The 7894-nt window shown below is 73.0% G+C and carries 6 protein-coding genes; 2 read left to right on the top strand and 4 right to left on the bottom strand.

Annotation, left to right across the window (positions count from 1 at the left end; all coding sequences use genetic code 11):
• Positions 1–42: 42 nt before the first annotated feature.
• Both EES42_RS14655 and EES42_RS14660 read left to right on the top strand, forming a co-directional pair.
• A complete protein-coding gene (locus EES42_RS14655) occupies positions 43–1128 on the top strand; it encodes an S-(hydroxymethyl)mycothiol dehydrogenase (RefSeq protein WP_124718671.1) in 1086 nt (361 codons plus the stop codon).
• On the top strand, positions 1128–1757 hold the full coding sequence (locus EES42_RS14660; RefSeq protein ID WP_124718672.1) for an MBL fold metallo-hydrolase: 630 nt from the start codon (positions 1128–1130) through the stop codon (positions 1755–1757). Before EES42_RS14655 ends, EES42_RS14660 begins: the two co-directional genes overlap by 1 nt.
• A gap of 13 nt (positions 1758–1770) precedes the next feature.
• Here EES42_RS14660 and EES42_RS14665 read toward each other — a convergent pair whose 3' ends face one another.
• The 4 genes from EES42_RS14665 to EES42_RS14680 all read right to left on the bottom strand — a co-directional run bounded on the left by EES42_RS14665 (position 1771) and on the right by EES42_RS14680 (position 7780).
• Complete coding sequence (locus EES42_RS14665) at positions 1771–2706, bottom strand: pseudouridine synthase (protein ID WP_124718673.1); 936 nt, start codon at positions 2704–2706, stop codon at positions 1771–1773.
• 100 nt (positions 2707–2806) lie between these two features.
• The gene (locus EES42_RS14670; RefSeq protein WP_206433477.1) at positions 2807–3889 is read right to left on the bottom strand and encodes a hypothetical protein; all 1083 of its coding nucleotides are present in this window, start codon (positions 3887–3889) and stop codon (positions 2807–2809) included.
• Positions 3890–4047: 158 nt separating this feature from the next.
• Positions 4048–4674, bottom strand: coding sequence for a hypothetical protein (locus tag EES42_RS14675; RefSeq protein ID WP_124718674.1), 627 nt, complete (start codon positions 4672–4674; stop codon positions 4048–4050).
• 262 nt (positions 4675–4936) lie between these two features.
• Positions 4937–7780 carry a glycoside hydrolase family 2 TIM barrel-domain containing protein gene (locus tag EES42_RS14680; RefSeq protein ID WP_124719370.1) on the bottom strand — a complete coding sequence of 948 codons (2844 nt, stop codon included), beginning with the start codon at positions 7778–7780 and terminating at the stop codon, positions 4937–4939.
• Positions 7781–7894 lie beyond the last annotated feature (114 nt).

Here is a 7894-nt window from a genome sequence, read left to right on the forward strand (position 1 = left end):
GCGATCGATCTTCGCAAAAAGACGGAAACAGGAGACCACGGTATGTCGCAGCAGGTGCAAGGGGTCATCGCACCGGGAAAGAACGAGCCGGTACGGATCGAGACGATCGTGATCCCGGACCCGGGCCCCGGCGAGGCCGTGGTGAAGATCCAGGCGTGCGGCGTCTGCCACACCGATCTGCACTACAAGCAGGGCGGGATCAACGACGACTTCCCCTTCCTGCTCGGCCATGAGGCCGCGGGCGTGGTGGAGTCCGTCGGCGAGGGCGTCACGGACGTCGCCCCCGGCGACTTCGTCGTCCTCAACTGGCGTGCCGTGTGCGGTCAGTGCCGCGCGTGTCTGCGCGGCCGCCCCTGGTACTGCTTCGACACCCACAACGCCAAGCAGAAGATGACCCTGCTCGACGGCACGGAACTGTCGCCGGCCCTCGGTATCGGCGCGTTCGCCGAGAAGACCCTGGTCGCCGCCGGCCAGTGCACCAAGGTCGACCCGGAGGTCTCCCCGGCCGTCGCCGGGCTGCTCGGCTGCGGCGTGATGGCGGGCATCGGCGCCGCCATCAACACCGGACAGGTCGGCCGCGGCGACTCGGTCGCCGTGATCGGCTGCGGCGGCGTCGGCGACGCGGCGATCGCCGGAGCCCGGCTGGCCGGCGCGGCGAAGATCATCGCCGTGGACATCGACGACCGCAAGCTGGAGACGGCGAGGACGATGGGCGCCACGCACACCGTCAACTCCCGCTCCACCGACCCGGTCGAGGCGATCCGCGCGCTGACCGACGGCAACGGCGCGGACGTCGTCATCGAGGCGGTCGGCCGCCCCGAGACGTACAAGCAGGCCTTCTACGCCCGCGACCTCGCCGGCACCGTCGTCCTGGTCGGCGTCCCCACCCCGGAGATGCAGCTGGAGCTGCCGCTGATCGACGTCTTCGGGCGCGGCGGCTCGCTCAAGTCCTCCTGGTACGGCGACTGCCTGCCCTCGCGCGACTTCCCGATGCTGATCGACCTGCACCAGCAGGGCCGGATCGACCTCGGCGCGTTCGTCACCGAGACCATCGGGCTCGGCGACGTCGAGCAGGCCTTCGCCCGGATGCACGACGGCGACGTGCTGCGCTCGGTGGTGGTCTTCTGATGGCCGCCCGCATCGACCACCTGGTCACCTCCGGCACCTTCGCCCTCGACGGCGGGGAGTGGGACGTCGACAACAACGTCTGGATCGTCGGCGACGACACCGAGGCGATCGTCATCGACGCCGCCCATGACGCCGCCGCCATCGAGGCCGCGCTGAACGGCCGTACGCTGCGCGCCATCGTCTGCACGCACGCGCACAACGACCACATCGACGCCGCCCCGGCCCTCGCCGGGGCGACCGGCGCCCCGGTCCTGCTGCACCCCGACGACCTGCCACTGTGGAAGCAGACCCACCCGGACCGCCTCCCGGACGGCGAACTGGCCGACGGCCAGGAGCTGGAGATCGCCGGAACGACCCTCCAGGTCCTGCACACCCCCGGTCACGCCCCGGGCGCCGTCTGCCTGTACGCCCCCGGACTATCCACCGTCTTCACCGGGGACACGCTCTTCCAGGGCGGACCCGGCGCCACCGGACGGTCCTTCTCCCACTTCCCGACCATCGTCGCGTCGATCCGGGACCGGCTGCTCACCCTCCCGCCGGAGACCACCGTCCGTACCGGACACGGCGACTCCACCACCATCGGCGCGGAGGCCCCGCAGCTCGACGAGTGGATTGCCCGCGGTCACTGAGAACCGCGGCCCCTCACCGGTCCGGCCACGCGGAGAGCCGCAGCCCGCTCTCGAAGCGGCGCGGTTCGCCCGTGACCGGATCGGTGAACTCCAGCACCCGGGCCAGGAGTTGGAGCGGACGTGAGAAGTCGTCCGGCGCCCCCTCCGCCTCGACCACCGGATAGAGCGGGTCATGGACGATCGGCAGCCCCAGTCCGTTCATGTGGACCCGCAGCTGATGGGTCCGCCCGGTGGCGGGCAGCAGCCGGTAGCGGCCGAGCCCCTCCCGATGCTCCAGCAGCTCGATCCTGCTTTCGCTGTTCGGCTCGCCCGGCTCCTCGCGCGCGGCGACGACCCCGCGCTCCTTCACGATCCGGCTGCGCACGGTCCGCGGGAAGGCCCGCGCGGGATCGTACGGCGCCACCGCCTCGTACTCCTTGCGCACCAGACGGTCCCGGAACATCGTCTGGTACGCGCCCCGCTCCCCGGGCCGTACGACGAACAGCACGAGGCCCGCGGTCAGCCGGTCCAGTCGATGGGCGGGCTGGAGCGCGGGCAGCTCCAGCTCACGGCGCAGCCGGGCCACCGCGGTCTCGGTGATGTGCCGGCCACGCGGTGTCGTCGCCAGGAAGTGCGGCTTGTCGGCGACGACGAGGTGCTCGTCGTGGTGGACGACCCCGACCGGGAACGGCACCGGCTCCTCCGGCGCGAAGTCCCGGTGGAACCAGATGTACCGGCCCGCCGCGTACGGCTCCTCGGCGGAGACCGGGCCCCGCACCGAGACGAACCCGCCCTCGGCGAGCATCGCGTCCACCCGCCGCGCCCCGATCGCCTCCGCGAACCGCGCCAGCAGATGATCACGCACCGTCGGCCACGCCCCGTCCGGATCCTCCGGGAGTCGCAGCCGGACCGGGTCGATCCCGTCCCGCTGCGGCAGCGGCGCCGCCGGGGGCTTCGCGCGCCCCCTCATCGGGGAACGCCGACCACTACGGCGGTGCTCATGGTGCAGGCTCCTCGCTCCGTCGCCCCGGGGTGTGCGCACATTATCGCCGGTCACCGGGCCGGAACCGTCACGCCCCCGGCAGCGTCACCTTCAGCGGACCGCAGCCGATGCGCTCCGCCTCGGCGGCGACATAACCCGGCAGCAGCGCGCGGGTGAGGCCGAAGTCCCCGTCGGCCACCGGTTCCAGCTGCTCCACCACGAAGACCACGGGACCGGTCCGGCAGGGCGCCCGGTAGAGCGCCCTGGCGCCGTCGAACCTGCCGTACCCCTTGGCGCCCTTGACGGACAGACCGGCCCAGAGCACGTCCCGGGAGAAGATCTCGGTCAGCGCCGCGTCCGTCACCGTCGTCATCCGCAGCTTGGGGGTGAGCCTGCCACCGGCCTCGCAGATCCGGGCGGGCCCGCCGTCGCCGCCGACACGGGTCCGGACCAGGCTCTTGCGGTACGCCGGGGGAAGGGTGAGGCCCTTGATACCGCAGAAGGCATCGGCCTGCGCGTCCCGCTGCGCCACGAGGGAGGGCAGGTCATGGGGCGCCCGGTAGGCGCCCGAGCAGCCGAGCTCACGAATGACCCCGTTGGTGGCCTCCACCACCGCACGGGTCAGCGCCGCCCGGTCCCTCTGGTCGATCTCCGACGAGACCTCCAGCCCGGCCCGCCCCATGGCGACGTCCACCACCGTGGGCCCGGTGAACTCGTCCCGTCCGGTACAGCTCTGCGGCAGGGCCAGCCAGGCACGCGTGGACGAGGTCATCCCGGGCAGCCCGTCGCCGAGCGACACCAGGCCGGCCGCGAGGTACTCCCGAGGCCACTCGTGCGCGTCGGTGCCCTCCAGACCGTCCAGCCGGTGCACCCGCACGGTCATCTGGCGGCGGGCCCAGTCGTTCTTGTAGCTGGTGACGCGGCACTGCCCGTACGAGGAGTTCCCATCGCGCGGATCGGTCTGCAGCGACTGCTCCTCGACCTCGGTCCTGTGGTCGCCGAAGAGGTCCGACAGGGTCGCGTCGCTGAGCGAGTCCCAGCAGGGCGCGGGACCGGCCGACGGAAGCGCGTCCGTGCGCCAGGCCACCGCACCGGCACCGAGGAGCGCGCCGACCAGCCCGGCGGCGGTGACGGCACGGGCGGTACGGCTGCGCAACAGACGCCGCAGCACCGGAACGCGGTCGGGAGCGGGCTCCGGCTCCGGAGATCCGTGCTCCTGCTCCTGGTTCCGCGGCTCAGAAACCGCGGTCCTCTCGCCGTTCCCGTTCCCGTCCACAGCCGCTGCCCCGTTCTCCTCGGTACCGTCCGTCGCTCCGGTCTCGCCGCCGCTCACGCGCCCTCACCGGCCCCGCACCCGATGCGCCTGCTCACGGACTCGGTGAAGTTCTCGAACACCCGCCGGTCGCCCGGCCGCCCCGAACCCTTCAGCCCGGACCCGGCGTTCCCGTAGAACACGGTCGGCCGCCCGTTGCACTCGGTGCGCACGAGCCCATGGCCGGCCCCCTCGGGCAGCCCCGCGAACAGCGCGGCCATACGCGGATCGCCGGCCATCACGTACTGCGCCGCCGGTTCGTCGGGCGTCCCCGGCGCCTTCCACACCACCGAACAGGTCTGGAGCCGTCCGTCGACCACACCCACCTGCTTCCGGTACCTGGAGCCCGGGCCGAACCCGAAGGTCACACCGGGTATCCGGCACAACGGGCTTCCGGCCGACCCGTCGTCCTCGGCGACCGTCACGAAGGGCGACGTCACGCGCAGCGGCACGCCCGGAGCACAACCGGCCTTGAGCATAACGGTGTTGGTCGCGTCCAGCAGCATCCGGGCGACCTCGGGACGGCTGCCGATCGTGAAGGGCATGGCCGGCCTGCCCAGATGGCCGTTGCCGGTGCTCCCGCTCCGGATGGTCACCGTGGACGGCCGGCCGTCCACATCGCAGGCAGTGGGCAGGACCAGCATGGCCCGGTCCCCGGCGACCAGCCCGTCGAGCCCGTCCGGCAGCCGGGAGGCGGACCCGTGGAAGTACCGGCCTGTCCAGGCGTGGTGTTCCTCGGCACCGGAGGGGACCGGACGACGGTGACCTGCTCCTCGAACCGGAGCGGCTCGTCCGAGTCGTCGTCCGGCACCGTCGAGGTCACCGTGACCGTGCAACTGGCCCGGTGGCGGCCGGCCGAGGGCGGTCGCCGCCCCCCGGAGCACGGGCCGGGCCCAGCCCCGCCGCTCAGCCGGACGGCGAGAACACGAAGGAGAACTCCGCGGGCCGCGCGTCGAGCCGGTAGTCGGGCAGCACCCCCGGCCCGCACGACCCCGAACCCATCCCCTGCACCGCGTGATCCAGATTCACCCAGACGCTCCCGCCGGCCCGCAACTCCGGTACGTGCCCGGCCGCATCGAGCTGCTCGCTCGTCCACCGCCGCGCGGTGAACCAGAACGGCGCACCTCCCTCGACCCGTACACCCGCCCCGCCGCCGTCCATCAGCTCCGCCCACCGGACGTCGGCCCGCGCGCCGTTCTCCTGGGGCCGCACGTACGGCGTCTGCATCTCGTCCACGGACATCCGCCACCGGCCGAGCACCGAGGCGGCGCGGGTGTCCGGGTACGCCTCACCGGGCCCGCCGCCGAACCAGCGCGCCGCGCCGTACCGGGCGGGCAGCCCGAACCGGACACCCAGCCGGGGCAGCGGCACCCGCCACTCGCCCTCCGGCACCACGGACACCGTCAGCCCCAGCCGCTCCCCGTCGGCCGTCCACCGGAACGCGGTACGCAGCCCCAGCCCGCCCCCGGCCGGCGCCACCCTGGTCCGTACGACCAAGGCGTCCTCGCCGGCCTCGACCGCGTCGAGCCGGTGCCGCATCCGGTGCAGCCCCAACTCCCGCCACCGCGGCCCGTACTGCTCGTCCGGCTGCCACGCCGCCCCGTTGTCGTTGTCGGTGGGCGCCCGCCAGACATCCAGCCGGAACCCCTCCAACGGCACCGCGCCCAGCCGCACCGGGTCCCCGGTCACCGCGTCGAAGACCCCGGGCCCCAGGGCTACCAGCCCCTCGACCCGCTCCGGGCGCGCGCCCGTCGCGGCGGCGGGAACGACGGGCGCGCCCGCCTCGGCCTGACCCCACGCCACCACATGCCCGCGCTCGCCCCAGGCGGTGTCCCGGGCCAGCACCGCCCGTACGGTCCACACCCCGGCACCGTCCACCGGCAGCGGTACCTGCGCCGACGCACCGGGCGCGAGCTCCGGCACGGCGAGCGTGCCCGCTCCGACGGGCACCCCGTCCACCTCGTGCGACCACTCGAAGTCCAGGTGCGCCGACCCCGCGAAGTCGTACCCGTTGGTGATCCGGACCGAGCCCGCATCCGTCAGGGGTTCGATCCGCACCGGCTCGATGACCTTCTTGTACTCGATCAGCCCGGGGGAGGGGGTGCGGTCGGGGAAGAGCAGCCCGTCGCAGACGAAGTTCCCGTCGTGCAGCTCCTCGCCGAAGTCCCCGCCGTAGGCGAAGCCGTGCTCGGGGTGGGCGATGCCGTGATCGATCCACTCCCAGACGAATCCGCCCTGGCAGCGCCCGTACCGCTCGAACAGCCGCTGGTACTCGCCGAGTCCACCCGGACCGTTGCCCATCGCATGCGCGTACTCGCACATCAGGAACGGCATCGCACGCCGACGCGCGTCCGCTTCCGGGTCGGCCAGCGGCTCCTCCGCCCGGCGGCCGATCAGCTCGACCTCGGCGTGCGTCGGGTACATCCGCGAGTACAGGTCGACGTCCCGGCAGGAGAGATCGCCCTCGTAGTGCACCAGCCGCTCCGGATCCCGCCCCCGGATCCACCCGGCCATCGCGCTCAGCCCGCGCCCCGTCCCGCACTCGTTGCCGAGCGACCAGATGATCACCGAGGCGTGGTTCTTGTCGCGCTCCACCATCCGCGCGGCCCGGTCGAGCAGTGCCGGGGTCCACCGCTCGTCGTCCACCGGGTTGCCGCGCCACTCCGGACCGGAGAAGCCGTGCGTCTCCAGGTCGCATTCGTCGATCACCCAGAGCCCCAGCTCGTCGCAGAGATCGAGGAAGGCGGGATGCGGCGGATAGTGGCTGGTCCGTACGGCGTTGATGTTGTGCTGCTTCATCAGCACCAGGTCGCGCCGCATGGTCGCGGTGTCCACCGTCCGCCCGGTCTCCGGATGGAACTCGTGCCGGTTCACCCCGCGGAACAGCACCCGCCGCCCGTTGACCCGGATGTTCCCGTCCTCGACCACGACGCTGCGGAACCCCACCCGCAGCCCGATCCGTTCGCCGGAGGTCACCAGCTCCCCGTCGTACAGCCGGGGCGTCTCGGCCGTCCACGGCTCGACGGCGACGGTCACCGCCTCACCCGCCGCGACATCGATCCCCAGCTCGGGCACCAGGACCCGCCCCTCGGCCCCCGCGCACTCCACCCGCAGGGTCCCGGACCCGTCGCGGTGGTCGTACCCGGCGTGCACGAAGAAGTCCAGGGGCGCACCCGGCGGCCGCTCCAGCAGGGTCACGTCGCGGAAGATCCCGGGCAGCCACCACTGGTCCTGGTCCTCCAGATAGCTCCCCGACGACCACTGGTGCACCCGTACCGCCAGCACATTGCCCTCGGGCCGCAGCAGCCCGCCGACGGCGAACTCGTGCGGCAGCCGTGACCCCTTGAAGTCGCCCAGCTCCACACCGTTGAGCCAGACCCGGGCGCAGGACTCCACCCCGTCGAAACGGAGCAGCGCCTCCCCGTCCCCCGGCCACCCGGCGGGCAGGTCGAAGCTCCGCAGATGGTCGCCGGTCGGGTTCTCGGCCGGCACCCTCGGCGGATCCACCGGGAAGGGGTACACCACGTTCGTGTAGGCGGGCGCCCCGCCGGCCCCCTGGAGCACCCAGTGCCCGGGAACCGCGACCGTGGCCCACCCCGAGGCGTCGAACCCGGGGCGCGCGAACGACTCGTCCCGGGCGGCGGCACCCGGCGAGAGCCGGAACAGCCACCGGCCGTTCAGCGACATCCGCCGGGCGTCCGAGTCCGCGTACCAGGCCCGCGGCGCCGTCCCGCCGGATCCGGGGGCCATGTCCTCGTACCAGGGAAGGGCGGGCGCGTGCGTGCGGATCACAGGGGGACTCCTCACTCGGGGCACAACGCAAAAGCGCCGATCAGGACTGTTCCTGATCGGCGCTTTGCCTTG

The organism is Streptomyces sp. ADI95-17 (genome assembly GCF_003846175.1).
Lineage (GTDB): Bacteria > Actinomycetota > Actinomycetes > Streptomycetales > Streptomycetaceae > Streptomyces > Streptomyces sanglieri.